Origin of the sequence: Vreelandella halophila (genome assembly GCF_009856365.1) — a bacterium.
In the GTDB taxonomy this organism is placed as follows: domain Bacteria; phylum Pseudomonadota; class Gammaproteobacteria; order Pseudomonadales; family Oleiphilaceae; genus Halospina; species Halospina utahensis_B.
Window position 1 is genome coordinate 316,049 of the sequence record NZ_WMEX01000001.1, and the last position, 24,143, is coordinate 340,191.

At 63.4% G+C, this 24,143-nt stretch carries 21 protein-coding genes and 1 pseudogene; 11 read left to right on the plus strand and 11 right to left on the minus strand.

The features are described from left to right. Positions 1–7: 7 nt before the first annotated feature. The 7 genes and pseudogenes from asd to GLW01_RS01365 form a co-directional block, all read right to left on the minus strand. On the minus strand, positions 8–862 hold the full coding sequence (gene asd / locus GLW01_RS01335; protein ID WP_202405508.1) for an archaetidylserine decarboxylase: 855 nt from the start codon (positions 860–862) through the stop codon (positions 8–10). Continuing rightward, entirely contained in the window at positions 859–1,671 is an 813-nt protein-coding gene (locus tag GLW01_RS01340) for a sulfurtransferase (protein WP_160897877.1), read from the minus strand. Before GLW01_RS01340 ends, asd begins: the two co-directional genes overlap by 4 nt. Positions 1,672–1,733: 62 nt before the next feature. Further along, a complete protein-coding gene (gene oadA / locus GLW01_RS01345) occupies positions 1,734–3,524 on the minus strand; it encodes a sodium-extruding oxaloacetate decarboxylase subunit alpha (protein WP_160897878.1) in 1,791 nt (596 codons plus the stop codon). A 22-nt stretch (positions 3,525–3,546) separates the two neighbouring features. Beyond that, positions 3,547–4,968: an acetyl-CoA carboxylase biotin carboxylase subunit gene (locus GLW01_RS01350; protein WP_160897879.1), complete on the minus strand. Its 1,422-nt coding sequence runs from the start codon at positions 4,966–4,968 to the stop codon at positions 3,547–3,549. A gap of 28 nt (positions 4,969–4,996) precedes the next feature. After that, positions 4,997–5,101 (minus strand): annotated as a pseudogene (locus GLW01_RS01355) (sulfate adenylyltransferase subunit CysD); the annotation flags it as partial. Between the two features lie 229 nt (positions 5,102–5,330). Next, positions 5,331–7,823 (minus strand): YbcC family protein, encoded by a 2,493-nt coding sequence (locus tag GLW01_RS01360; RefSeq protein ID WP_160897880.1) that lies wholly within the window; start codon positions 7,821–7,823, stop codon positions 5,331–5,333. Next, positions 7,820–9,406: an NADH-quinone oxidoreductase subunit L gene (locus tag GLW01_RS01365; protein WP_160897881.1), complete on the minus strand. Its 1,587-nt coding sequence runs from the start codon at positions 9,404–9,406 to the stop codon at positions 7,820–7,822. The genes GLW01_RS01360 and GLW01_RS01365 overlap by 4 nt, the downstream gene beginning before the upstream one ends. Before the next feature lie 74 nt (positions 9,407–9,480). Here GLW01_RS01365 and GLW01_RS01370 point away from each other — a divergent pair, with 74 nt between their 5' ends. Then, positions 9,481–10,419 carry a LysR family transcriptional regulator gene (locus tag GLW01_RS01370; RefSeq protein ID WP_160897882.1) on the plus strand — a complete coding sequence of 313 codons (939 nt, stop codon included), beginning with the start codon at positions 9,481–9,483 and terminating at the stop codon, positions 10,417–10,419. Positions 10,420–10,484: 65 nt separating this feature from the next. Here GLW01_RS01370 and GLW01_RS01375 read toward each other — a convergent pair whose 3' ends face one another. Then, positions 10,485–10,772: a hypothetical protein gene (locus GLW01_RS01375; RefSeq protein ID WP_160897883.1), complete on the minus strand. Its 288-nt coding sequence runs from the start codon at positions 10,770–10,772 to the stop codon at positions 10,485–10,487. A 277-nt stretch (positions 10,773–11,049) separates the two neighbouring features. On the opposite strand from GLW01_RS01375, the gene motA reads away from it, so the two are divergent. After that, positions 11,050–11,901: a flagellar motor stator protein MotA gene (motA, locus tag GLW01_RS01380; RefSeq protein ID WP_151441070.1), complete on the plus strand. Its 852-nt coding sequence runs from the start codon at positions 11,050–11,052 to the stop codon at positions 11,899–11,901. A 34-nt stretch (positions 11,902–11,935) separates the two neighbouring features. Continuing rightward, positions 11,936–12,871 carry a flagellar motor protein MotB gene (gene motB, locus GLW01_RS01385; RefSeq protein WP_160897884.1) on the plus strand — a complete coding sequence of 312 codons (936 nt, stop codon included), beginning with the start codon at positions 11,936–11,938 and terminating at the stop codon, positions 12,869–12,871. Here the strand turns inward: motB and rsgA are convergent. Then, entirely contained in the window at positions 12,861–13,850 is a 990-nt protein-coding gene (rsgA, locus tag GLW01_RS01390) for a ribosome small subunit-dependent GTPase A (RefSeq protein WP_340162424.1), read from the minus strand. The genes motB and rsgA overlap by 11 nt on opposite strands. 71 nt (positions 13,851–13,921) lie before the next feature. On the opposite strand from rsgA, the gene orn reads away from it, so the two are divergent. After that, positions 13,922–14,476, plus strand: coding sequence for an oligoribonuclease (gene orn / locus GLW01_RS01395; protein ID WP_160897886.1), 555 nt, complete (start codon positions 13,922–13,924; stop codon positions 14,474–14,476). A 49-nt stretch (positions 14,477–14,525) separates the two neighbouring features. On the opposite strand, the gene bcp is transcribed toward orn, so the two are convergent. Beyond that, positions 14,526–14,996: a thioredoxin-dependent thiol peroxidase gene (bcp, locus tag GLW01_RS01400; RefSeq protein WP_160897887.1), complete on the minus strand. Its 471-nt coding sequence runs from the start codon at positions 14,994–14,996 to the stop codon at positions 14,526–14,528. Between the two features lie 54 nt (positions 14,997–15,050). Next, a complete protein-coding gene (gene queG / locus GLW01_RS01405; protein WP_160897888.1) occupies positions 15,051–16,112 on the minus strand; it encodes a tRNA epoxyqueuosine(34) reductase QueG in 1,062 nt (353 codons plus the stop codon). A 102-nt stretch (positions 16,113–16,214) separates the two neighbouring features. On the opposite strand from queG, the gene GLW01_RS01410 reads away from it, so the two are divergent. Genes GLW01_RS01410 through hflX form a run of 7 tightly spaced genes read left to right on the plus strand, consistent with a single transcriptional unit; the run spans position 16,215 to position 24,086 of the window. Beyond that, complete coding sequence (locus GLW01_RS01410; RefSeq protein ID WP_160897889.1) at positions 16,215–17,750, plus strand: NAD(P)H-hydrate dehydratase; 1,536 nt, start codon at positions 16,215–16,217, stop codon at positions 17,748–17,750. Further along, on the plus strand, positions 17,743–18,222 hold the full coding sequence (tsaE, locus tag GLW01_RS01415; protein WP_160897890.1) for a tRNA (adenosine(37)-N6)-threonylcarbamoyltransferase complex ATPase subunit type 1 TsaE: 480 nt from the start codon (positions 17,743–17,745) through the stop codon (positions 18,220–18,222). Before GLW01_RS01410 ends, tsaE begins: the two co-directional genes overlap by 8 nt. Beyond that, positions 18,219–19,559 (plus strand): N-acetylmuramoyl-L-alanine amidase, encoded by a 1,341-nt coding sequence (locus GLW01_RS01420; protein WP_160897891.1) that lies wholly within the window; start codon positions 18,219–18,221, stop codon positions 19,557–19,559. The genes tsaE and GLW01_RS01420 overlap by 4 nt, the downstream gene beginning before the upstream one ends. A gap of 18 nt (positions 19,560–19,577) precedes the next feature. Next, a complete protein-coding gene (mutL, locus tag GLW01_RS01425) occupies positions 19,578–21,452 on the plus strand; it encodes a DNA mismatch repair endonuclease MutL (protein ID WP_160897892.1) in 1,875 nt (624 codons plus the stop codon). Between the two features lie 2 nt (positions 21,453–21,454). After that, the gene (gene miaA, locus GLW01_RS01430; RefSeq protein ID WP_160897893.1) at positions 21,455–22,480 is read left to right on the plus strand and encodes a tRNA (adenosine(37)-N6)-dimethylallyltransferase MiaA; all 1,026 of its coding nucleotides are present in this window, start codon (positions 21,455–21,457) and stop codon (positions 22,478–22,480) included. 17 nt (positions 22,481–22,497) lie between these two features. Next, positions 22,498–22,752, plus strand: coding sequence for an RNA chaperone Hfq (gene hfq, locus GLW01_RS01435; protein WP_077530587.1), 255 nt, complete (start codon positions 22,498–22,500; stop codon positions 22,750–22,752). A gap of 14 nt (positions 22,753–22,766) precedes the next feature. Continuing rightward, on the plus strand, positions 22,767–24,086 hold the full coding sequence (gene hflX, locus GLW01_RS01440) for a ribosome rescue GTPase HflX (RefSeq protein ID WP_160897894.1): 1,320 nt from the start codon (positions 22,767–22,769) through the stop codon (positions 24,084–24,086). Positions 24,087–24,143 lie beyond the last annotated feature (57 nt).

Consider the following 24,143-nt stretch of genomic DNA (forward strand, 5'->3'; position numbering starts at 1 on the left):
CCGGGGGTCAGCTGGCGCGGAACAACGGCTCGCCCATTCGAACGCTCTGCTCTGGGGTCAGTTCACCCGTCGGCTCAAAGGCGCCCCTGGGCAGCATCAGTATGACCGTGCTGCCCAGATAGAACCGGCCCATCTCGGCGCCGCGTGCCAGGTGAGGTCCATCGTGTGCGGCATGGCGGATGCTTCGCGCCCCGGGCGCAACCCGGCCTCCCCAGACCGTTTCGATGCCTGCCACGATCATGGCGCCGACCATCACCACCGCCATGGGCCCGTATTCGGTACGGAACCAGGCGACCAGCCGCTCGTTGCGCGCAAAGAGCCTCGGCACATTACGGGTGGTGGCCGGGTTCACCGAGAACAGACGACCTGGGATGGTAGTGGTTGCCTCAAGGGTGCCGGTCACAGGCATATGCACCCGGTGATAGTCCTTCGGAGACAGGTAGATGGTGGCAAACCGGCCCTGCTCGAAGGCAGCCAGTTCGGGTTCGGGCCGGGCGGTCAGCTCCGCCGCGGAAAAGCTCTGGCCCTTGGCCTGGAACAGGCGCCCACGGCTGATGGTGCCGCTCTGGCTGATGGCCCCGTCTGCCGGGCAGACCAGCGTGCGCTCGTCGCCTTCGATGGGGCGGGCGTCATCGCGCAGAGGCCGGGTGAAAAAGTCATTGAAGCTGGCGTAGGCCTCCGGATCCGGGTCCGCTGCCTCGCTCATGTCCACACCATAGCGGCGGATGAAGCCATTGATCAGGCGCCGGCGCAGGGCGGGATGCCGGGAGTCCGCCACGCGCCCGGCCAGGCGTGACAGGCCGTGCTGGGGGGCCAGGTGCTGGGCGGCGATGAAGCCGCTGTCGAGCAGGGAATGCATCATTCGACGGGGGTCTCCGTGCGGTTGCCCCATTCCGCCCAGGAGCCGGCGTAGGCGCGCACGTCGTGGTATCCCAGGGCACGGGCGGCGACGTAGGTGAGCCCGGAGCGGTGATGGCTCTGGCAGTGGGTGATGACGGGTTTCGAGGGTTCAATACCGAGCGAGGTCAGGGTTTCCCGGAGCCGGTCTTCCGGCAGCAGGCGGTAGTTGCGCTCCGGGTCCATGATCTCGGTCCATTCCAGGTTGACCGCGCCGGGTATGTGACCGGAGCGGGCCGCGGACTGGCGCTCGCCACGGTATTCCGCAGGGGCGCGTGCATCCCAGATGGCGGTGTTGCCGGCTCTGACGGCCTCGAGCACTTCTTCGAGATCCGCTGTTGTCGAGGGGTCCAGGGTGAGGGCCGGACGCGAGGATTCGGTGGCCTCTGACACCTCGGTGCTGGTTGGGTAGCCTTCGCGGATCCAGGCGATGCGCCCGCCGTTGAGAAGGCTCCAGTTGCGGTGACCCACGGACTCCAGCAGCCAGATGAAGCGCCCGGCCCAGCCGCCACCCTCATCATCGTAGGCGACCACGTGGTGCTCCGGTTTGAGACCGATCCGCCCAAGCAGCTGTTCGAGCTCCGCCTTTTCCGGCAAAAGACCCGGTACGGGTGAGGCAGCGCCCCGGGTCTCGCGGGGGTGAACGTGGATGGCACCCGGGATATGGGCTTCCGTGTAATGCTCCGGGCCGGAAAGATCCACCAGCAGCAGGTTCTCATCATGGAGGTGCTGATGCAGGGTATCCGGCTCAAGAATCATAGGAAGGGATGGCATTGGGGCCTCGGTATCGTCCGTATTCGGCCGAAGGATACCAGAGGCCCCGGGTGCGGACGAGACTATTCGATCTCGACCAGTACCTCACCGGGGGTGACCCGGTCGCCCTTAGTGATGTGCACGGCCGTGACGGAGCCGGCTACCGGCGCCTTCACCTCGGTTTCCATCTTCATGGCCTCGATGATCAGCACCGGGTCGCCGGCGGCGACGCTGTCGCCCTCCCTGACCACCACATCCACGATGTTGCCGGGCATGCTGGTGGTCACGTGGCCCTCCCTGGTGGCTCGGGCCCGCTGACCACCGCCCGGGGCGGACTCACCGACGGCTTCCAGTTCGATCTCTTCGGGGACACCATCGACGGTCATGTAGAACCGACGCCGGTCATCGCCACCGGGGCTTACCCCGGTCACCTGGATGTCGTAGGTCTCGCCATGGACCTGGATGCGGAACTCGGTGGGGACGTGGCCGGAGGCGTTCTCCGAGGGTGCCGGCTCCAGGACTTCCGGCTGGAGAGTGCCGTCGCGGCGCTGTTCCAGGAAGGTCCGTGCCTGATCCGGGAACATGGCGTAGGTGAGCACGTCCTCCTCGGATTCGGCGACGTCGGCGACCTCATCCTTCAGTTTGTGGAACTCGTTGGCCAGCAGGTTGGCCGGGCGTTCCTCGACCGGCTCCTCCTTGCCCACGGCACGCTGCTGCAGATTCTGGTCCACGTCGCCCGGCGCCTTGCCGTACCAGCCCTGGAGGTACTTTTTCACCTCGTTGGTGATGGTGCCGTAACGGCTGTCCGAGAGGACGTTGATCACCGCCTGGGTCCCCACAATCTGGGAGGTCGGTGTGACCAGAGGGGGATAGCCCAGCTCCTCCCGGACCTTCGGGATCTCGCGGAACACGTCCTGGATGCGGTCCAGCGCGCCCTGTTCCTTCAGCTGGTTGGCAAGGTTGGACATCATGCCACCCGGGACCTGGGAGAGCAGGACAGTGGTGTCCACGCCGTTGTACTCGCTTTCGAACTGGTGGTACTTCTTCCGGACCTCCCGGAAGTGGCGGGCGATGCTGTCCAGCTTCTCCAGGTCCAGCCCGGTTTCGTAGCCGGCGTCATGGAGTGCGGCCACTACGGACTCGGTGGGCGGATGGCTGGTGCCGCCGGCGAATGAGGAAATGGCGGTATCCAGGTGGTCCACGCCCGCCTCCACGGCGGCCCACTGGCACATGCTGGCCATGCCCGAGGTGTAGTGGGAGTGCAGGAAGACCGGCACGTCGAAGCGCTGCTTCAGGCCGCTGACCAGCTCGGACGTGGCGGCGGGTGTGAGCAGGCCCGCCATGTCCTTGATGGCGATGCTGTCCACGCCCAGGTCCACCATGGTCTTGGCCTGCTCCAGGAACGCCTCGGTGCCATGGACCGGGCTGACCGTGTAGCAGAGGGTGCCCTGGGCGTGCTTGCCGGTTTTCTTCACGGCGCGGATGCTGGTTTCCAGGTTGCGCACGTCGTTGAGCGCGTCAAAGATACGGAAGACGTCGATGCCGTTGTCCGCCGCCTTCTGCACGAATGCCTCGACCACGTCGTCCGCGTAATGGCGGTAGCCCAGCAGGTTCTGCCCGCGCAGCAGCATCTGCAGCCGGGTATTGGGCAGCGCCTTTTTCAGCTGGCGCAGCCGCTCCCAGGGGTCTTCCTTGAGGAAGCGGACACAGGCGTCAAAGGTGGCGCCGCCCCAGCATTCCAGGGACCAGTAGCCGGCCTGGTCCAGCCACTCGCAGGCAGGGAGCATGTCCTCGGTCCGCAGGCGCGTGGCGATCAGGGACTGGTGGGCGTCGCGCAGGATGACGTCGGTGATGTGGATCTTGCGTTGGCTCATGATGTTTCTCCTGATTCGGGGCTCACAGGCCAGCCTGGGCGGCAATGGCCGCGGCGATGGCGGTGGCGACGGATTCGGGCCTGGACTTGGTGCTGTATTCGAGCAGTTCCGGATGGTTCTCAACGAAGCTGGTGTTGAACCCGCCCGCGCGGAACTCCGGGTTCTGGAGGATCTGTTGGTAGTAGGGGATGGTGGTGGTGACCCCGTAGATGCCCATGTCGTTCAGGGCACGCCGGCTGCGTTCCAGCAGCTCCTCCCAGCTGAGGGCCCAGACGATGAGCTTGGCGCACATGGAGTCGTAGTGCGGCGGAATCTCATACCCCGTGTACATGGCCGCGTCCGTCCGCACCCCGGGGCCGCCGGCGGAGTAATAGCGGCTGATGCGCCCGAAGCTCGGCAGGAAGCCGTTCTGCGGGTCCTCGGCGTTGATCCGGAACTGGGCGGCGAAGCCCCGGTAGCTGATGTCGGACTGGCTGTACGGCAGGGGCTCGCCCGCGGCGATGCGGATCTGGGTCTTCACGATATCCACGCCGGTGATTTCCTCGGTGATGGTGTGCTCCACCTGCACCCGGGTGTTCATCTCCATGAAGTAGAACTCACCACTGTCGTCCAGCAGGAATTCCACGGTACCGGCGTTCTCGTAGCCACAGCCCTTCGCCACCCGTACGGCCAGATCGCCAAGGTACTCGCGCTGCTGCTCGGTCAGCTGTGGCGATGGTGCCAGCTCGATCAGCTTCTGGTTGCGCCGCTGCACGGAGCAGTCACGCTCGTAGAGGTGGATGGCGTTGCCCTGGCGGTCGACCAGGACCTGGACCTCGATGTGGCGCGGGTTGACGATGCACTTCTCAAGGAAGACCTCGGCACTGCCAAAGGCCTTGGTGGCCTCGGAAATGACCCGCTCGTAGTTCTGGCGCAGTTCCTTCTCGCTGTCACAGCGGCGGATACCACGGCCACCCCCGCCGGAGGTGGCCTTGAGCATGACCGGGTAGCCGATGCGCCCGGCCTGGGCAACCGCGTCTTCCACGTCCTCCAGGTTGCCCTCGGAGCCCGGTGTTACCGGAACGCCGGCGCGGATGGCTGTGTTACGCGCCTCGGTCTTATCACCCATGCCGTGGATGACTTCCGAGGCCGGGCCGATGAACTGGACCCCACGATCCCGGCAGACGGCAGCAAGGGTCTCGTTCTCGGACAGGAATCCGTAGCCGGGGTGCAGGGCATCGCACCCTGTCTCCACGGCCATGTTCACCACCTGATGGGGATTGAGGTACCCGGAGAGCGGATCCTGACTGATGCAGTGGGCCTCATCGGCCTTTTTGACATGCAGCGAATAGCGGTCCGCTTCCGAGTAGATGGCGACCGCCGTGATGCCCAGCTCCTGGCAGGCGCGGGCAATCCGGACGGCAATCTCGCCCCGGTTGGCAATGAGCACCTTTTTGATCGTCATGTCATAGTCTCCATTAGCTGGACTCCGGTCAGAAGTAGCCTTCGCGCTTCTTTTTCTCCATGGACCCGGTCTGATCCCTGTCGAGCAGACGCCCCTCGCGCTTGGTGGTCTTCGCCGCCAGCATTTCCTTGAGGTGAGAAGAAGATACAGGGATTCTCAAAGCAGGCGACCACCTCCCGGATAACATGAATCGCCTCAGCTTCCAGCTCTCGGAGGTGGTTGGTGATCTTTTCCACGATTACAGCTTTCTCCCGCCGTGTGCTGTTTCGTCATGGGCCTACCGGATTCGGAATCCAGACCTTAATGAGTTATTGATTTCGAAAAAATCGAAAAAATAATTTTTATAGTTCGAGATATTCGATTTATTGATGAGCCTCTCCAGAAAAGGCATGCCATCCTGATTCCCGTGTCCGCCGTTCGATGACCTGATCTCCGCCATCGATGCGGAAAAGGTGAAGCCAGCCATTCTCAAACAGGTTCCGGACCGATGGATTTCTGTCGATAACCTGATCGATCGCACCGGCAGGTGCCTCAATGAACACCGAGAGCCTCAGTGGCTGGTGCACCCAGGCGGACCCGTCGTGTAGCGACTGCAGCGGCAGCCCGGTGCGCAGGTCGCCGCCGTTGCCCTCGAATACGCCGATATGGCCGCCCACGACGTTGTGCAGCACCTTGTTGCCGGCGCCGTAATGCCGGTTGTCGACGGTGGAGGCGTAGTACTGGAAGTTGATCCAGTGGCTCACGACCATCGGCGCGGTCATGATCAGCTCCAGTACCTGCGCGTTCGAGTCCTGGTGCCAGTCGTAGTCATGCAGGAAGGTACGCCCCGCGAGTTTCAGGTGGCCGGAGCGCTCCCGTGGCGCCACGATCAGGCTCGCGTTGCCCGCCAGCCCCCATTCGGGACGGACCTGTGACCAGTCCTTTCGACGGCGACCCAGGGCATTGAGAAGCCGCCCGCCCCGGTGCGGGGAGAGACCGAAGCGTTCCGCGCGTTCATCCCGGGTTCGCTGACCCGCCTCTGCCAGCGTGGATTCGACACGCGTCACCACCATGTGATGGGAGGCGGGGATCTGGCTGGTATCAAGGAGCGTGACCTCATCGGTAACCGTATCGTGAACCGCCGGCAGGAACAGGGTGTGTGCGGCGATATCGCAGCCCAGCGCCTCAAGCTGGTTGCGCACGTTCGGGTCGTTGAGCAGTCCGGCCAGGGCCCGGGCGTTGGATGATCCGCTCTGGCCGCAGCAGGCACCGCAATGCAGCGAGGTTGCGTGAGGATTATTGGTGGTCGGGCTCTTGTGACCCACGAGCAGGACCACGCCAGCGTCAGTCCGGGTCATGCCCATGCCAGTGAGCGCATTGAACGCGATCTGCGCCTTGGATTCGACATCCAGGGCTTTGCCCGTCTCGAGTGCATGGAGCTCCGGTTTCCCGAACGGCTCCCCGTGCCCGTGGAAACTGTTCAGGGCAGCGGGGGGGTGGCTGATGCCGGGGGTACCGGCAAGCAGCTTGAGGCCGTAGAGCCATCCCAGCGATTCCACGTAGCCGAAGATGGCGGGCGGGGCCAGGCTGAAGGATTGCCAGTGCGCTGATCTGGTCAGTTCCAGGCGGTTTTCGCTGGCGGCCTCTCCGGACACGTCAGGATGCTGCATGCGCACCTGTGGCGCGAGGAGCCCGGGCAGGTGGCCCTGCTCATGCGCGAGACCGGGGACGGCACGGGTGGCAGGGACGCCAAAGAAGCCGGCAAACCCATGGGTGCGGATGGATGGCGAGACCGCTTCCAGGTGACGGCGCAGTACCTCCGAGCGCACGTCGATGCAGAACACGGCCTCGATGCGCTCGAAGGACCTGGTTGGCTCTTCCTGGTGATGGCAACCCCACGCGGGCAGGAAGCGTGCAAGCGGCTGCTGGTAGGCCAGCTCGCTGGCCCGTTGCCAGATCCAGTCCGGTCGTTGTGCCGCCCGGTTATGGTCGTCCAGAAGGGGCCAGCGCTCCTTTTCCTCGAGCCATTCCTGCTCCAGCGTCAGGCCCTTGTGGAGGCGGTAGAGAACCAGTTCCCAGGCAAGACGGATGGCGAGCAGATCGCGCAGGCAGTCGTCGCTGCCATCCAGGCCAAGATCACGCTGCCAGCTGTGCCATGCGCAATGGCTGGCCCAGCCATGGATGGTCAGCAACAGGTGGTGGAGGTAGGCTTCTGCCGAGGCGTGGGGAATGGCCTGCTCGGCCAGTGCCAGGGCGATGAGTTCTTCCGGCTGGTCGGGCAGTGATGCAAAGGCCCTGTGCAGTCGGGGCAGTCCCGAGACAATGGCAATGCCCCGCTCATGCACGACCTGGGCCAGCCATTCCTCGTAGAGGCCGCCGCGATCGCCGATTGGCCACTGCGCCTGTCCCTGGTCAAACCAGGCGCCGCAGAACTGGCTGATCTGGTGCACGATCATCTCATGCCAGAACTCGTTCTCGCTGCTTGGACCGTAACGGTCCAGTACCATCGAGAAGGAGTGCATGGTGGACGGCTTTATGTCCTTCTGCACCGCCTGGACCAGTGTTCTGGTGTTAAAACAGCTTCCGTATTCAGTGGCTGCCCTTTGCAGGTGGTCTTCGCTGATGTGGCCTGTTTCCCACAGGCGGCGATAATAGGGGCGTGGCATCAGCAACCTGGCCCCCTGACGCGTCGCCAGTTTCGCGGCAACGGACTCAATGGGCTGATCCGTCATATGCCAGAACGGGTTGACCGTTATGAACTGATCCAGCGGCCACGAGGGTGTGATCAGTCCGCCAACTCTCTCGACGAGGTCATGAACCTCCCCGGGATTGGAGGATTCCGCATACTGATTGAGGCAGGCTTGGTTGAGGGTCATGATGAGACTCCTTCATCCGGGTAGATGGGGGCGGGTTCCGGTTGCTCACGGCGGGCGCGCGGCTTGGGAGGCCAGAGAGTGAAGGTGATCCGCGTGAACGCTTCATCCAGGTACAGGCCGTTGAACAGCAGGGGACGCACGCGCTGCCAAAGCCGCGCCTCAGGGCGGTGCATGATGTGCGCCCGCGCCACCAGAAGAAGTGCGAGGACGCCTGCTGCCAACAGAAAGGCCGATGGCGCGGGCGGCATTGCCGAGGCTGGCACGAGCCCCCCGAAAATCTGTTCCGCCAGCAGGTAGGCGCCGGTGATGGCGAATGATGCCGCGAGTGCCTTACGCCAACCAGCGTGACCCAGCGCCCCGCCGAGTTCCGCCAGCAGTGAGGCAACCGCTGTTACCAGCACGGCGCCGGTCAGAAGTGTTGCCATGGTGATGGGCTTCCCGAACACGTAATGACCCAGCATGAAGATGCCGAGGCCGGCTGAAAGCGCGAGAACCCAGATTGCCGGTCGCGGGCGGCCCACCTCATTGCTGCCGCGCCTGATCAGCGACTGCATGGGCGCCTGTCCCGAGCTGAGGAAGGTGTGGGCCTTGTAGAACGAGTGTGCAACGAGATGAACCAGCGCAAGATGATACAGGCCCAGCGCGCACTCAAGGAGCATGAACCCCATCTGTGCCGTAGTGGACCAGGCGAGCATCACCTTGATGCTGATGCGGGTCATCATGACCAGGGACGCGATGGCCACCGTGGCCAGTGCGATGGCAAGGAGCAGCCAGACCGCGAACTGCGTGGCCTCGAGCAGCGGGGAGAGGCGGATCAGCAGGTAGCCGCCCATATTGACGACCCCGGCGTGGAGGAGCGCGGAAACCGGCGTGGGTGCCTCCATCACCTGGATGAGCCAGCCGTGGAAGGGCAGCTGGGCGGACTTGAGCGCTGCCGCCAGAACAATCAGCACGGCCGCCACTTCCAGACTCAGGGCCCCGTTGCCTGCTCCTGCCTGAAGCCGTTCATTGATCATTGCGATATCGGCACTGCCAAGCCCCTGAGCGATCAGGACAAAACCGGTGACGAGCATGATGTCCGCCAGCCTGCTGACCAGGAACTTCTTGTGGGCCGCAAGCAGCGCCTTGGCGCGATCAGGGTAGAACACCAGCAGCCGGTGAAGGCTGAGGCTGGTGGCCAGCCAGGCAAGTGCAAGCACGGCAAGGTGACTGGCAAGGACCAGAACAGTGACGCTTGTCAGCGTGAGTGAGAACCAAAGCGTAAAACGCAGTCTCCCGGGCTCGCCATCAATGTAGTTTCTGGAGAAGCGCAGGATGGACCAGCCCACAAGGGACGTCATCAGGACCATCACCGCGCTCAATGAGTCTGCAGCGAGCAGCGGAAAATGGTGGGTGGGCGTTGCTGAGTGGAGTGTTGTGGCCAATATCGCAAAAGCTAATACGACGGCAGCGGAAGCGAATACCTGGGTGAGGAGCCAATGCTGGCGATGCAGCTTCGGAAGGCATGGAATGAAGGCAGCACTCAGCCAGGCCAAGGGAAGCAGGGCCGGAAGGTAACCGTTCAGGTCAAAAAACCACGGCATAGGACAGCACCTCTTGGGTCAACTCTGTTTGCCGGGATTGTCAGCTGGTTAAAAACATATTAAAAATAGAAACTATGGAACCAAACGATCTGTTTTTTAGATTGAACAGGCTTAACTACCACCACCTTTACCATTTCTGGTGGGTTGGACGGCTTGGCAACCTGACGCGCGCCGCTGATCAGCTCCATGTGGCTCAGTCTGCGGTTTCCACCCACGTGCATCGCCTCGAATCGGCGTTGGGCCAGACTTTGTTTGACCGCCAGGGGCGAGCTCTCCAACTCACCGAGGCCGGGCGTGTGGCCATGCGTCATGCCGAGGAAATCTTTCAATCCGGTGCCGAACTGGTTGGGCTTCTTTCAGAGGGTAAAGAAGGTAGGACGCGGGATGTCCATGTTGGGGCCGTTTCCACGCTCTCGCGGAACTTCCAGGAGGCTTTCCTGTCCCCGCTGATCGGCAGTAGCGATGTGAACATGACGCTCAGCTCGGGGCGTCTGGATGATCTGCTCAAAGCTTTGGAAAATCACAGCCTGGATCTGATCCTGTCGAATACCGCTGTAACCCCGGGAGCGGCAGGCATCCGGTCCTGCCAAGAAATTGCCCGTCAGGTGGGCAGCATTGTAGGGCCTCCCCGCCTCATGGAGACGTCGAGCCGTGTCTCTGATATCGATGGCGTCCCGCTGCTCCTTCCAGGGCGTAGTAGTGGTTTCCGAGCCTCGTTTGACCTCTACTGCAGGCGTATGGGGGTAACGCCTGTCATCGTGGCAGAGGTCGATGATATGGCCATGTTGCGTCTGCTCGCCAGGGATTCCAATTTTGCTGCCGTGCTGCCGAAGGTCGTCGTCAAGGATGAGCTGCGCTCAGGAATGCTCGTGGAGTATGGAGAGCTGCCAGATGTTTATGAGTACTTTTACGCCATCACTGAGAAACGCCGATATGATAAGCCCGTCATACTGGAGCTGCTACGTCAGCTGGACGATGTACATCTCCACCAAAGCATGAGAGCGTCCGAGTGAACCCAAGGCTGAGTCGGTTCGAGGACAGAGACCTGAAGTAGGCTGAAGACTTGATAACAAGCCGGTTACTCAGGAATACGGGTAATATCTATGACGCAGTTGATTGACAGTCGTTCATCTTCCGAACCTGCGCTGGCGATCAGTTCCGTCAAATCGGCCTTGGTCTGTAGTAGCTGCTCAATACGCCGGTTGCTCTGCTCGCTGATATCGCCTAGCCGTTCCTGCTGGCTGAACCTGTCTTTTCGGTGGAATTGGATCTTGTGTTCGATCAAAGCCAGGAGAATGGTCTTAGCCTCTTCGGCTGAGAAGTCGCCGTCAATCAACTGATAGCGAACATGTTCAGAATTTTCCAATGTCAAACTCCATACCAGAGTACCACACATAAAATATAGCGCTTTCTGGGCGAATTGAGTAGGGGGAGCCTCGGGGACGGAAACCCAACGGCAGGAAGCCGACTCGCAAGTCTCGGCCCAACGAACTGTACTCACTTTGTCCTTTACTTTTGCCGCTATAGCGCGACCTGGGTGCAGTCAGATGCTGTGCGATTTGCGGGTGCGTCTGGTCTGGTCCAGAATTAGCGGCGGGTCGTATCCCCACCCGAGACCAGTCCAGCAGGAGTTACGCTAACCCATGCTCATCATCATCGGCGCGGTAGTGGTCACGTTCAGCGTGCTGGTCGGGTATGTGCTGCATGGGGGCAATCTGCCCGTACTGTGGCAGCCCACCGAGCTCCTGGTCATATTCGGCGCTGCTTTCGGCGCCTTTCTGATGGGCAACAGCTTCCACACCGTCAAGGCGACCTTTGCCGCCTGGCCGAGGCTCATCATGGGCACGCCTTTCAACAAGGCGTTCAACATGGATCTCCTGAGCCTGATGTATGACGTGTTCGACAAGTCCCGGAAGCAGGGCATCATGGCCATCGAGGCGGATGTGGATGACCCTGAGGAGAGCCAGATCTTCACCCGTTATCCTGCCATCATGAAGATGGAGGAACTGCTCCATTTCATTACCGATTACCTGAGAATCATGAGCACCGGCAACATGGCGGCCCATGAACTGGAAGGGCTGATGGACCAGGAGATCGAAAAGCGTGAGGAAGAGCTCAAGGAACCCGCGCACGCGGTCGGCTCCGTCGCGGATGCCCTGCCGGGGCTCGGCATCGTGGCCGCGATCCTTGGAATCATCATCACCATGGGCTATCTGGGAGGAGAGACCTCGCAGATTGGCAGCCTTATTGGCGCGGCGCTGGCTGGTACCCTGACCGGTATCTGGGCGGCGTACGGTTACGTGGGGCCAATCAGCAAGACCATGGAGCGCCAGGTCGACGAGGAGATGAAGTGCTACGAGTGCGTGAAGAACTCACTGCTCGCCACTGTCTCCGGCCAGGCACCACAGATGGCCATCGAATTCGGGCGCAAGGTCCTGCCAACCGAATCGCGGCCCAGCTTCCAGGAGCTGGATGATCATGTCCGTTCGCGCTGATACCGGCGCAGGTGATCGGGGTCGGAGGTAAGCAGTGGAAGATCGACCGATCATCGTCAAGCGCGTCAAGAAAAAGGGTGGCGGCCATCATGGCGGCGCCTGGAAAGTGGCGTTCGCAGACTTCGCCATGGCCCTTATGGCGTTCTTTCTGGTGATGTGGGCGACCAACCAGGCCACACCGGAACAGAAGGAAGACATCTCGCGCTATTTCTCCGACCCTGTTGGTTACGAGGAGGGTGGCAATCCGAACCCTGTGGATCTTGGCGGAGCGCCGGCGGTGACGCGTAATGAGGGGCCGAGTGACGTCGCGCCCGAGCCGCTGAGCCTGAACGAGGACAACGTTAAAGAGCTGGCGGAGGCCATGGAGCGTCGCCAGACCGAGCAGCTCATGCAGGAACTGGATCAGAAACTTGAGGAAAGCGAGACCCTTCAGAAGTTCAAGGATCAGCTCCTGATCGACATTACCGATGAGGGGCTGAGGATCCAGATCGTGGATCGCTCCAACCGACCCATGTTCGCCAGCGGCAGCGACGAGCTTCAGCCCTACTCCCGGGACATTCTGTTCGAACTGGCGGAGCCCCTGGCGAAGGTCTCCAACAGGCTCAGCATTACGGGCCATACCGATCGCACGCCCTTTGCCCAGACCAACGAGCAGTACACCAACTGGGAACTGTCCGCCGACCGCGCCAATGCCGCCCGGCGCACGCTGGTGGCCGGTGGCGTTCCCGAGAGCCACATCGGCCGGATCGTGGGGCTGGCGGACTCAGTACTGTTCAACAAGGAAAATCCGCAGGCTCCCGTCAATCGCCGGATTTCGATCATTGTGCTGACCGAAGCCGCGCAGAAAGCCATCGAGGAGCGTGAGTCCAGCGATACAGCGAGTGCCGAGGATCGCGAGACCATGGCCAATGATAACTGGATGGAGCGCGCCCGGGAGAGCCAGGTGGAAGAATCCGAGGTCAACTGGTAGTCCTGCCGGCCTCGGCCTCATCCCGGATCATGAGGTAGTGTTCCATCCGCTGGGGATCCAGCTCCCCGTTTTCCACGGCTTTCTGCAGGGCACAACCCGGTTCCTTCTCGTGCCGGCAGTCCCGGAACCGGCAATGGCCGATCCATTCCCGCACGTCCGGGAAACCGTCGATGACCACCTCCGGGTCCATGTGCCAGAGGCCGAACTCCCGTATGCCGGGGGAATCGATAATGGCGCCGCCGTTGGCCAGCCGGTATAGGCAGGCCGTGGTTGTCGTGTGGGTGCCTTCGCCGCGGCGGGTGAGGTCACCCGTGCGGATCTCGGTGCCGGGAAGCCAGCGGCGGATCAGGCTGGATTTGCCGACCCCGGACTGCCCGGCAATGATGCTGGTGACCGCGTCATCCAGCGGCTCGGGCAGGGCGCTGTCCTCGCCGTCAGAGGCTGAGGTAAGTGCCACTTCATAACCGAGGTCCTGGTAGGGAGCGAGGACTTCCTCCAGAAGCTCCATGCTGTCCTCGTCCAGCAGGTCCGCCTTGTTCAGCAGGATGACCACGGACAGCCCGTGGATCTCCGCCGCCGCCAGGTAGCGGTCCATCAGCGCCGGCTGGGGTGCCGGTGCTGGCGCGATGACCAGCACCAGCCGGTCGATGTTGGCGGCCATGGTCTTGAGCCGGCCGTAGCGGTCCGGGCGCTGGAGCTCGCGCTCGCGTGGCTGTCTTGCTACGACTACGGCAGTACCGTTTTCCTCCTCGCGCCACACGATCCGGTCGCCGGCGACCAGGCCGCCCAGATTAGCCCTCGGCTGGGCGCGGCGCTGCTCCCAGCCGGCCTCCACGGGATAGTCGATCAGCAGCTCGCCCCCGAAGTGCGCCACCACGGTGCCGTCATGGCCTTGCTCGCGTGTGGCGTCCTGCCACTGTTCCTGGCGGGACTGGATACGGCGCTGCTGCTGGTGGGAAAGGTTGCGTTTGCGGGGCACTGGGTCTTGTCTTGATGCTGTGAGAAGATGACGCCAAACCAACAGCCTATCGGAAAAGGAGCGCATCAGCCATGGCGCAGCAGAACGAACGGGCCCAGAGACTGATCTGGATTGACCTGGAAATGACCGGCCTGGACCCGGACAGCGATCGCATCATCGAAGTGGCCACCATCGTTACCGATGCAGACCTCAATGCCCTGGCCGAGGGCCCGGTCCTGGCGGTGCACCAGTCCGATGCGGTGCTTGAGGGCATGGATGAGTGGAACACCACCACCCACGGCAATTCCGGCCTGACCCGGCGCGTGCGCGAGAGCAGCCTCACCGAGCGCGACGCCGAGCTGGAAACCATCGCCTTCCTGAAGGAATGGGTGGACGCGCGCACCTCGCCCATCTGCGGCAACAGCATCTGTCAGGACCGGCGCTTTCTCGCCCGCTACATGCCGGAACTGGAAGCCTTCTTCCACTACCGCAACCTGGACGTGAGCACCGTCAAGGAGCTGGCCCGGCGCTGGAAGCCCGAAGCCCTGGAAGGCTTCAAAAAGAAGGGGGCGCACCAGGCGCTGGACGACATCCGCGAGTCCATTGCCGAGCTTCAGCATTACCGGAAGACGTTGTTTGAACTGTGAATGCGATTCCGTCCGCGTTCACGTTGACGTGCGTCCTTGCATAACTCGCTCAGGATGACGCTGTGGCTTCCAGATCCTGCAGGATCTCATCCACGTGCGCTTCCGGCTTCACCTTGGCGTAGTGCCTGCGGATCACGCCCTGTTCGTCGATCAGGAAGGATTCCCGGTTCACGCCCAGAGCCGGCTTGCCGAACATGGTCTTCTCTTTGAGCAGGTTGTAGGCCTTGAGGACCTCATGTTCCGGGTCGGCAAGGATCGGGAAGTTCAGTGATTCCTTGTCCGCGAACTTGCGGTGGGACTTGACGGTATCGCGGCTGACGCCCAGGACCTGTACGCCGTGCGCCTGCAGCTCCTCAAGACGGTCTCGGAATTGCTGCGCCTCCACGGTGCAGCCCGGTGTATTGTCTCTGGGGTAGACGTAGAGCAGCACCGTCTGGCCGCGGTAGTCCGCCAGGGAGTGTTCGTTTCCGTCCTGATCCGGAAGCCGGAAATCCGGCGCCTGTTGTCCTTCCCAGCTCATGATTCAGTGTTCCTCCGTTGGTGGTCAGGTATGGGAGCTCGGTGTGGGGTCAGATCATACCTGAACGATGCCGTGTCTGCGCAGGGCCCACTGCACATGCTCCCGCACCAGCTCTGACGGGAAGTCCTCCCGTGCTCTTAGCGCCTCGATCACCGGAATGGTGCTCGGGGCATTGCCCAGCCCCACGGCCAGATTCCGTAGCCAGCCCTCGTAGCCCGCCCGCCGGATGGCGGAGCCCTCGGTGCGTTTCAGGAAAGTTGCCTCGTCCCACAGGAAGAGCTCTGCCAGGGTGCTGTTGTCCAGTCCGTGGCGGGGCTGGAAGTCGGGTTCCTCGGTGGATTCACTGAACTTGTTGAACGGGCAGACCAGCTGGCAGTCGTCGCAGCCGAAGACGCGGTTGCCCATCAGCGGTCTTAGTTCTTCCGGGATGGGGCCGTTGTTCTCGATGGTGAGGTAGGAGATGCAGCGGGCCGCGTCCAGCACATAGGGTTCCGGGAAGGCGTTGGTGGGGCAGACGTCCAGGCAGGCGGTGCAGCTGCCGCAGTGGTCGGTGGTCCAGGGCTCGTCCACCGGCAGTGGGGCGCTGGTGTAGATCTCGCCCAGGAAGAACCAGGAGCCCGCCTGTGGGTGCAGCAACAGGGTGTGCTTACCCTGCCAGCCCAGGCCTGCCTTCACGGCGATGGGCTTTTCCATCACCGGGGCGCTGTCGACGAAGGCGCGGTGGTAGTAGCCGGGTAGTGCCTCGTCGATCCACTTAGCCAGCTTCGCCAGACGCTTGCGCATGAGCTTATGGTAATCCCGCCCGAGGCTGTAGCGGGTGATGTAGGCCTTTTCGTCGTCGGCCAGGACCGCGTCCGGGGCGTCGGGCTCGGGGCGGTAATCCAGGCGGACCGCGATGATCCGTTCGGTGCCTTCCACCAGTTGCGCCGGCCTGTAGCGCTTCTCGCCGTGCTGTGCCATGTAGCTGAGATCGGCGTTCAGCCCCCTGTCCAGCCACTGGTTCAGTCGCTGGCCGGTTTCCTCCAGCTCCGTATCCGTAATGCCAACGGCCTGGAAGCCCAGTTCGTGGGCCCAGTCACGGATTTGTTCAGCGGTGGCGGTAAGATCGTTGGTCATCCGGTCCTATGGCGTTTGAGTCGGAATTTGCTATGCTTATCAGGGTTCTGTGCGGATTTCTTAAACCGCATTGTGATAACTGGTTCATTTTTGAGCGAAAATATGCCCAACCAGCCGCTGCCATTGTACACCGCTGAGCAGGTACGCAACCTGGATCGAGCCGCCATCGAGGACTTCGGGGTGGACGGTTTTGACCTGATGAAGCGGGCCGGTAAAGCCGCATTCCGGCTGGCGCGCCGGCGCTGGCCGGAGGCGCGTCAGCTGCTGGTGCTTTGCGGTGGTGGCAACAACGGGGGCGATGGCTATGTGGTGGCCGGGCTGGCCGCCCAGCAGGGGATCGCCTGCCACTGTGTGGCGGTATCCAATCCCTCGAAGCTCAGCGGTACGGCGGCATCCGCCTTTGCCTTTGCCCGTGAGAGCGGCGTTGACGTCATATCATTTGAATCTCTGGACGAAGGCCAGTTCGGTGCGCTGTTGGCGGAATCGGATCTGGTTGTGGATACCCTGCTCGGAACCGGCCTTGCCGGTGAGGTCCGTGCGCCCTATGCCGGGGTGATCGATCAACTCAACGCCTCACCAGTGCCAGTGCTCGCCGTGGATATCCCGTCTGGCCTGTGCAGTGGCACGGGTCGGGTGCTGGGGACGGCCGTCCGGGCAGCGGCCACCATCACCTTTATCGGGCGCAAGGCAGGACTGTACACGGGGCGGGCGCGGGACTGCACCGGGCCTGTGAGTTTTGACGATCTTTCCGTGGATCCGGCGGTCCATGACGCGGAACCGGAACCTGCCGCGTGGCTCTGGTCGCCGGAAGCCGCGCTCACCCATCTGCCCCGGAGGCATCCCACCACCCATAAGGGCGAATGCGGTCGTGTGCTCGTCGTTGGTGGTGATGAAGGTATGGGCGGTGCCGGAATCCTGGCTGGTGAGGCGGCCCTGCGCTGCGGTGCCGGCCTGGTGTTCCTGGCAACACGGGGTGTCCATGTGCCGGCGGCACTGGCGCGACGCCCGGAAATCCAGGCGCGGGCCGTGGAGCATGGTAATGATCTGGACCCGTTGCTGGAGCGCGTGGATGTGGTCGTGGTTGGGCCCGGTCTTGGGAGCAGCGCCTGGGGGCAGCAGATGCTGCAGCGGGTGGCGGGTTTTTCCGGGCCTGTGGTCGCGGATGCGGATGCTCTGGCACTGATGCAGCAGCAGGGGGTGCCGGCGGATGCTGGCCAGTGGATACTGACGCCGCACCCCGGCGAGGCGGCCCGGTTGCTGGGGGCCAGCGTGCCGGAGGTCGAGGCCGACCGCTATCAGGCCCTGGCGACACTGGTTGAGCAGCAGGGGGCGACCGTGATTCTCAAGGGGGCCGGCAGTCTTGTGGGCGCGCCCGGGCGAACGCCGGCTGTCATCGAGGGCGGTAATCCCGGCATGGCTACGGCCGGCATGGGAGACGTCCTCAGTGGCGCCCTGGGGGCGCTTCTGGGCCAGGGTCTGGGGCCGTTCGGCGCTGCCGTTACCGGTGCCGCATGGCATGCGGCGGCTGCGGATCACGCACTGGAATGGACCGGCTCGCATGGTCTCCTGGCGGGTGACCTGACGGAGGCGTTCGGCGTGGCCACCGCTGCTGTGCTTCCGGAGGTGGAGCGTGACTGAGCCAACGGTTCTCGAGCTGCCGGATGAGCAGGCCACGGAAGCCCTGGGGGCAGCCCTGGGGCAGGCCTGTTCCGCCGGCGGTGTGATCCACCTGGTCGGGGATCTGGGCGTTGGCAAGACGACCCTGGCGCGCGGACTCATGCATGCGCTGGGGCATGAGGGCGCGGTACGCAGCCCGACCTTCACGCTGGTGGAACCCTATGAAGCGCTGTCGCCGAAGGTCTATCACTTTGATCTCTATCGGCTCGGTGACCCTGAGGAACTGGAAATGATGGGCATCCGCGACTACATGGAAGAAGGGGCTCTGGTTGTAATCGAGTGGCCGGAGCGTGCCGGGGGCGTGCTTCCGGCGCCGGAATGCCGGGTTGAGCTGTCGGATGCGGGCAGTGGGCGCAGCGCCCGGATTCATACGAATGATCGGATTGCCGGGGCCGCCAGGCAGGCCCTGGCCGGCAGGAGCAGCAGTCAATGAGTACCTGGATGACACGTTTTCTGGCAGGTCTGACCCTGATGGTGGCAGCCGTGGCCCAGGCCCAGGCCGGCACACCGGTTGATAACGCCCGGATCTGGCCGGCGACGGATCATACAAGGCTGGTGCTTGAGACGGGCAGCTCCGTGGAACACCGGCTGTTTGCCCTGGAGTCGCCCCGCCGGCTGGTGATCGACGTGGAGCAGGCGGATCTTGAGACCGACCTCGGCGCGCTGGACCTTGATGAGACGCCCATCCGCCGTATCCGCACCGGCCGCCGGAAGAACGGCGACCTGCGCGTGGTGCTGGATATGAAGGAGGATGTGGAACCCCGCAGCTTCCAGCTCAAACCGAACCAGAAATACGGTCACCGCCTGGTCGTCGATCTCATGGATCTCGACAAGACCCGTGAGCAGGAGCAGGAAGCGGTTCTGGAAGACCAGAGCGAGAGCAAGCGCCGGAACATCATTGTGGTGGTGGACGCCGGTCATGGGGGCGAGGACCCGGGGGCCATCGGTCCCTCAGGGGTTCAGGAGAAACACGTCACCATGGAACTGTCCAGGCGGATGGTGGACCGGATCAATGCCATGGAAGGCTACGAGGCCTATCTGACCCGCAAGGACGACTATTACATCGGTCTGCGCAAGCGTACCGAGATCGCCCGGGACTATAACGCGGACCTGTTTGTGTCCGTGCATGCGGATGCCTTCCGCTCCCCGCGGCCGCGCGGTGCATCGGTGTATGCGCTGTCGACGGACGGCGCCAGTAGTGAGGCCGCGCGCTGGTTGGCGGAGAGTGAGAACAGCGCTGACCTGATCGGCGGTGTTGGCGGTGTCTCGCTCAAGGACAAGGACGAGATGCTGGCGGGCGTGCTGCTGGACCTTTCCATGACGGCGAGTATTGAGTACAGCATGGGGGTCGGGTCCAATGTTCTCGATCAGCTGGACACGGTGGGCAAACTGCACAAGTCATCTGTTGAGCAGGCGGGATTTGCGGTGCTCAAGAGCCCGGATATTCCGTCCATCCTTGTTGAGACCGGGTTTATTTCCAACCCGACGGATGAGCAACGCCTGACCCAGGCATCCCATCAGCGCCAGATTGCGGACGCGGTTGTCTCGGGTCTGGGTCGCCACTTCCGTGCCTCGCCGCCACCCGGGACCCTGATCGCCCACCGTCAGGGGAACGCAGAGGACAGGCGCGAGTATGAAATCCGGCGCGGCGATACCCTGTCGGCCATCGCCCGGCGCAATCAGGTGTCGGTGCAGAAGCTCAAGTCAGCCAACAACATCAATGGTGAGACGCTGCATATCGGGCAGGTGATCAGCATCCCCTCGTCCTGATCTGGTACCATTCCGATCATGGCAGCCATCCAGACCCTACCCCCCCGTCTCGCCAACCAGATCGCGGCCGGCGAAGTCGTTGAACGCCCGGCCTCGGTTACGAAGGAACTCCTCGAAAATGCGCTGGATGCCGGCGCCTCCAGGGTTGAAGTGGAGGTGGAGCAGGGCGGGGCGCGCCTGATCCGGGTGCGCGATGATGGCGACGGTATTGCCCATGATCAGATGCCGCTGGCGCTCAGCCGTCATGCCACCAGCAAGATTCACAGCCTTGATGACCTGGAGGCGGTGAGTTCCCTGGGGTTCCGCGGTGAGGCACTGGCAAGCATCAGTTCCGTGGCGAGGCTGACGCTGACCTCCCGCGCCAGAGGAGAGACCGAGGGGTGGTGCGTGGAGGCCGAGGGGCAGGACATGCAGACTCGGGTGTCACCGGCGGCCCACCCCCAGGGCACCACCGTCGAGGTTCGGGATCTGTTCTTCAACACGCCGGCCCGTCGCAAGTTCCTGCGCACCGAGAAAACCGAGTTCAATCACCTGGAAGAGACCCTGAGGCGCCAGGCGCTGAGTCGCTTCGATGTGGGCTTCACCCTCCAGCACAATGGCCGGGCGGTGCAGTCCCTGCGGCCGGCAACCACCGAGCGTGACCGGCAGCAGCGGGTGGCCAGTCTCTGCGGCAGCCAGTTCATGGAACACGCCCTGAGTATTGATGTGGAGGCGTCGGGCCTGCGCCTGCAGGGCTGGGTGGCGCTGCCGACGTTCTCGCGCAGCCAGGCGGATCTGCAGTATTTCTTCGTCAACGGTCGCCCCATCCGGGACCGGCTGGTGGCTCATGCAGTGCGCCAGGCGTATCGCGACGTGCTCTATAACCAGCGCCATCCGGCTTTTGTGCTCTATCTGGAGGTTGATCCGGCCAATGTGGATGTCAACGTCCACCCGACCAAGCACGAGGTCCGTTTCCGAGACGGCCGCCTGGTCCATGATTTTCTGTTCCGCAGCCTGCACCGCGCCCTGGCTGAAGTGCGACCCGGCGATGACAGCACGGAGCCGGGGCAGGGTGAGGCGGGTGCCCCGGCCCCGTCTGGATCTGCTGTTGCAACGGGGGTGGCTGATGAGCCTGCGGTGAGCGGTCCGGCGCAGAGCCGGGACAGGCCCGCCAGTCCCTCGGAGACCGAGGCCCAGATGGCCTTCTACGGCGGGCTGCACCAGGGCGGCGGCCCCTCCGCCAATGCCGTTCGGGAAGCCTCGCCCACGCCCTTCATCCAGAGCCGCACCACGGCTCCCTCCACTATGCCTGAGAGCCCGGAAGGGGAAATGCCGCCACTGGGCTACGCCGTCGCGCAGCTCCATGGTGTGTACATCCTTGCCCAGAGTGCCGAGGGGATGGTGATTGTGGACATGCATGCCGCCCATGAACGCATTGTCTATGAACGCATGAAGCGCGGTGTGGCAGGGGAAGGTGTGACCTCCCAACCGATGCTGGTACCGCTGACGCTCAACGTGAGCCAGCGTGAGGCGGATCACGCCGAACAGTACGCCGACGACATGGCAACACTTGGGCTGCAGTTGGACCGCATGGGTCCGGAAACGGTGACCGTGCGCCAGGTTCCGGCGCTGCTGCGGGACGCGGATATGGAGCAGCTGGTGCGCGATGTTCTCTCGGATCTGGTGACCCATGGCCGCAGTCAGCAGGTGGAGGCCCGTATCGAGCACTTGCTGGGCACCATGGCCTGCTACGGCTCAGTACGGGCCAACCGCCAGTTGACGATCCCGGAAATGAACGCACTGCTGCGCGATATGGAGGCCACGGAGCGCAGCGGTCAGTGCAACCATGGTCGGCCCACCTGGACGCGGCTGAGCATGGGGGATCTGGACAAGCTCTTCATGCGGGGTCAGTAGCCATGGTGTGGCGGCCTCCCGCGGTTCTGGTCATGGGGCCGACGGCCTCGGGCAAGACGGACCTGGCTGTTGAACTGCGTGAGCGCCTGAATGGTGAGCTCATCAGCGTGGACTCGGCACTGGTCTACCGGGGCATGGACATCGGTACTGCCAAGCCGGATGCGGCCACACTGCGCCGGGCGCCCCATCACCTGATCGACATCCGTGATCCGGCGGAACCCTATTCGGCGGCGGAGTTCGCGGCCGATGCCGGGGCCCTGATCGGGCGCATCCGGGGAGAGGGCCGGGTGCCGATTCTGGTGGGCGGCACCATGCTCTATTTCAATGTGCTTCGCCAGGGGATGGCGAGTTTGCCGCAGGCCGATAAAGGCGTAAGGGCGGAACTGGAACATCGCTTTGACACCGAGGGGGGTGACGCCCTCTATCGTGAGCTGGAAGCTGTGGATCCGGTGGCCGCCGCCGGGCTGCATCCGAACAACCGCCAGCGACTGATCCGTGCCCTGGAGGTCTATCGCCTCTCAGGGCGACCGATATCCGCGCACTGGGCGCAGGGCGCCGGTGAGGATCAGGGCGGCGGGCTACCGGAAGGTACCGTCAGCCTCGCGCTGGCTCCGCCGCAGCGCCGCGATCTGCATGAACGGATCGAGCGCCGGTTCAGGGCGATGCTGGAGCAGGGGCTGCTGGAGGAGGTGCAGACGCTTTATGCGCGCAGCGACCTGTCCCCGGATCTGCCGTCCATCCGGGCGGTGGGGTATCGTCAGGTGTGGGACTACCTGAGCGGCGCAACCCAATATGATGATATGATTGAGCGCGCGCTGGCAGCCACCCGTCAGCTGGCCAAGCGCCAGCTGACGTGGCTTCGCAGGTGGCCGGATGCGCACTGGCTGGACAGTCAGGGCAAGGATCCGTTGGCCGATGCCTTGAAAATCGTCAAAGGCGGCACCACTGTCTCCGGTGATCCAGACACCACGCCGCATGGTATGAAAGGAACAGCGCCCGGGGATCGCCCCGGGGGCGAGCAATCATAAAAAACAGGAGCAGCCTCATGTCAAAAGGGCATTCCCTACAAGACCCTTACCTGAATTCCCTGCGCAAGGAACGCATCCCCGTGTCCATCTTTCTGGTCAACGGCATCAAGCTCCAGGGGCAGATCGAATCGTTTGACCAGTTCGTGGTCCTGCTGCGCAACACTGTCAGCCAGATGGTCTACAAGCACGCCATTTCCACGATTGTGCCGTCGCGTAATGTGAAGGCGCCCCAGCATCCCGGTGACGAGGGCGAGGCGGTCGATCCCGAATGAGGAGCAGCACCTGATTGTTTGAGCGTCCTGAGGTCGGTGAACGGGCCCTTCTCGTTCACATTACGCTGGCGTCCGAGATGGAGCCGGAAAATCCGGATGAATTCCGCGAGTTGGCAGAGTCCGCCGGAGTGACCTGTGCAGCCGTTGTCACCGGGACCCGGAATCAGCCCAGTTCGCGCTTCTTTCTGGGCAAGGGCAAGCTCGAGGAGCTGCGTGCGACCCTGAACGCCGAGGGCGCGGACGTGGTGCTGTTCAATCACCAGCTCAGCCCCAGTCAGGAGCGTAATCTCGAGGCCGAACTCAAATGCCGGGTACTGGACCGCACCGGGGTCATTCTCGATATCTTCGCCCAGCGCGCCCGCACCTATGAAGGCAAGCTGCAGGTGGAGCTGGCCCAGCTGGAGCACATGTCCACGCGGCTGGTCCGGGGCTGGACGCATCTGGAGCGCCAGAAGGGCGGTATCGGTCAGCGGGGGCCGGGTGAGACCCAGCTTGAGACCGACCGACGGCTGCTGCGCTCGCGCATCAACCAGATCAACCGCAGGCTCGAGAAGGTCCGGCGCCAGCGCGAGCAGGCGAGGCGGTCGCGTAAGCGTGCCGAGATCCCAGTGGTCTCGCTGGTGGGCTATACCAATGCGGGCAAATCCTCCCTGTTCAACCATCTGACTGATTCCACGGTGTTTGAGGCGGACCAGCTGTTCGCCACCCTGGACCCCACGGTGCGCCGTGTGAGCGTGCCGGACGTGGGCCCGGTGGTGCTGGCGGATACGGTTGGGTTTATCCGGCATCTGCCGCACACCCTGGTCGAGGCGTTCCGCGCCACTCTTGAGGAGACGGTCGAGGCCTCGCTGCTGCTTCATATCATCGACAATACCGATCCGGCCCGTGATGACACCATCCAGCAGGTTGAATCGGTGCTGGGTGAGATCGGAGCCGGTGAAGTGCCGGTTCTGCAGGTGTGCAACAAGATCGATCTCATCCCCGGTGCGCAGCCGGGGGTGGAGCGGGACGAGAGCGGTCGTCCGGTACGCGTCTGGCTGTCGGCCCATACCGGGGCTGGCATGGAGGAGCTGCGCGACGCCGTCGCGGAGCGTCTGGCCGAGGACGTCGTCCATCGCTATGTGAAACTGTCTCCGGCGGATGGCTGGCTGCGGGCCCAGTTCTACCAGAGCGGTGCCGTGGTGGCGGAGCGCATGTCCGACAGTGGCGAGCCTGTGCTGGAGCTGCGCATGGAGGCCCGCGACTGGCACCAGCTGCTTGCACGTGCCGGCACGGACGAGAATCGGCTGACCTGCCTGGACGGCAGTGACTGGATGGCGGTTGAGGCGGTGTAGTACCCCCGGTTGTCGCGGCCTTTCAGAACACCTACTATTTGCATCTGTTGTGCCCGG